The sequence below is a fragment of the Rhizobacter sp. genome (assembly GCF_031412075.1).
Lineage (GTDB): Bacteria > Pseudomonadota > Gammaproteobacteria > Burkholderiales > Burkholderiaceae_C > Rhizobacter.
Window position 1 is genome coordinate 1 of the sequence record NZ_JANOCG010000197.1, and the last position, 2,177, is coordinate 2,177.

Annotated in this window: 2 protein-coding genes; both read right to left on the reverse strand. The window is 65.0% G+C overall.

Annotated features, from left to right (window positions below; all coding sequences use genetic code 11):
• Nucleotides 1-556: ABC transporter substrate-binding protein (locus tag RMO40_RS06815; RefSeq protein WP_309718126.1), on the reverse strand; the 556-nt coding region annotated here is incomplete at its 3' end.
• Between the two features lie 215 nt (nucleotides 557-771).
• On the reverse strand, nucleotides 772-2,177 hold a 1,406-nt coding region (locus tag RMO40_RS06820), incomplete at its 5' end, for a TonB-dependent receptor domain-containing protein (protein ID WP_309718128.1).

Sequence of the window (2,177 nt, forward strand, 5' to 3'; positions counted from 1 at the left end):
CGTCGCGGCCGAAGGCATAGTCCTGCGCCAGTGTGGCGATGGTCACGCCGGCCTTGTCCACGGCCACCGCATTGGAGATCGCGTCCTGGGCGCTGCTGCTTCCGGTGCGGAAGATGTACTTGTTCCACTTCTCGCCGGTGATCGAGTCGGCCACGGCCGGCTCCACCAACAGGATCTTCTTGTACTCCTCGGCCACCGGCAGCATGGCCAGCGCCACGCCCGAGCCGGTGGTGCCGATGGCGATGTCGGCCTTGTCGTCGCCGTAGGCGGTGGCCAGCAGGCTCTTGCCGATGTCGGGCTTGCCCTGGTCGTCTTTTTCGATCACCACCAGCTTCTTGCCGGCGACCATCATGGTGCCGCCGGTGGCGTATTCCAGGCCCATCATCAAGCCGGTCTGGGTTTGTTTGCCATAGGCCTCAAGCGGGCCGGTCTTGCCGTAGACGTGGGCGATGCGGATCTCGCCTTTGTTTTGGGCGAAGGCCATGGGCGCCGTGGCAAAGGCCAGGGTGACGGCGATGGCTGAAAAGAGCGCGGCACGGCGCAAGACGATGGGCATGGTGTCTCCTGTTTCTGGTGGCGGGCGCCGCGCGGTAACGCGGCTGCAGCGAGAAACAGCGCAAGCGCTGTGCCAAAAGGCACCATATCAGGGCAAACACCGAGTTTGCGGGGCAAAACCGTATCGATTCAGCCTGTCGATTGACCAATATTCATGCAAATTCTAAATAGCACAGCTCTGCTATCGGTCAGTGTCTGGATTTGCGGCAGTCGCGCTCACAGCTTCATTTCAAGGCGCAGCTGCCAGTTGATGTACGAGCTGGTATGGGTCTCTGAAGTCTCGCGCAAGGCGGCATCTTCGTAGCGGCTGCCGGTCAGGTAGTCATGCGGGGCGAAGTTGCTGGCGGTGAGACGCACCTGAGCGTTGGGGCTCAGGAACACCAGCACGTAGGCGTCACCGACCAGCTTGCGGCCTTGTTCCAGCCACTGGGTTTCGCTGATGCGGGTGGTGTAGCCCGGCGTCCAGTTGAGGTTGCCGCCAAGGGTGACCGGGGTGCCGCGGAAACGGTAGTCGGCGCCCAGGTTGACGGTGCCCGCGGCTTGCTGGTCGAGCCGGTTGTCGGGGCCGGGCACGCCCTTCACGCGCGACTGGAAGACGCTGGCGTTGGCGCGCAGGTCGATCGGCGGCGCGTCGCTCACCACGTCGCTCAGTCGCATCTTGGCTTCGAGCTCGAGGCCCTGCGTGACGGCGTCACCCACGTTCTGCATGCGCGAGACATAGCGTGCGCCTTCGCGCGTGGTGACGCTGCGCATGTAGTCGCTGATGTCACGGTGAAAGATGCTGGCGCTGAGGATGCCCCCGCCTGCCAGGTAACGCTCCACCGCAATGTCGACGCTCGTCGCCAGCTCGGGTTTGAGATTGGGGTTGCCAGCACGGTCGGGCCGCGTCTCGGAATTGAGGGTCGATTCGCGTGGCCGCGCGATCAGGTTTTGCACGGTGGGCGAGCGGTAGCTGCGCGTGAGGCTCAGGCGCACCTGGTCACGGCTTTTCGGGTCGGGTTTCCAGACAGTGTGGAACAGCGGTGTCCACACGCTGCTGCGGTTGGTGAACTCGCCCAGGCTCGCGCCCGCCTGCAAGGCACTGGCGCGTGTGCGGATGCCCTCCCAGCGCAGACCGGCATGCACGGCCCACTGCGGCGTGAGGTTCCACTCGTCTTGCGCGTAGGCCGCCACACGCAAGGCATCGGCCCGGAAGTCATCCCCGGTTACGTCGGGCTGGGTGTGCTCTTCGCGGCTGCGGTTGCTCTCCAGCTCGGCGCCGGTGACCAGGCTGTGGTCGTTGGCCAGCAAGGTGGTGTATTTCGACCCCAGCGTGACGGTGCGGCCCAGGCTGGTGTTGATGTCGTCGGTGTTGTTGTAGCCGGTGGGCAGCGGGTTGCCGTCATCGCGGATCAGCGTGCGCAGCACACGCCCTCGCCAGCGGCCCTGGCTCAAACCGCCCTTCACCTCCAGCCGGCCGGCACCATCGATCTGCTGATTCCATTGGCCGTTCAGGCGCGCGTTGGCGTAGTGGCCGGCGGAGCTGCCGGTGCTGCGGTCATACGGCGGCGCGGTGCCATCATCGCGCGTCTGATGCGAGCGGCTGGTGTTGTCGTTCTCGGAGTAGATCAACATCGGCATCT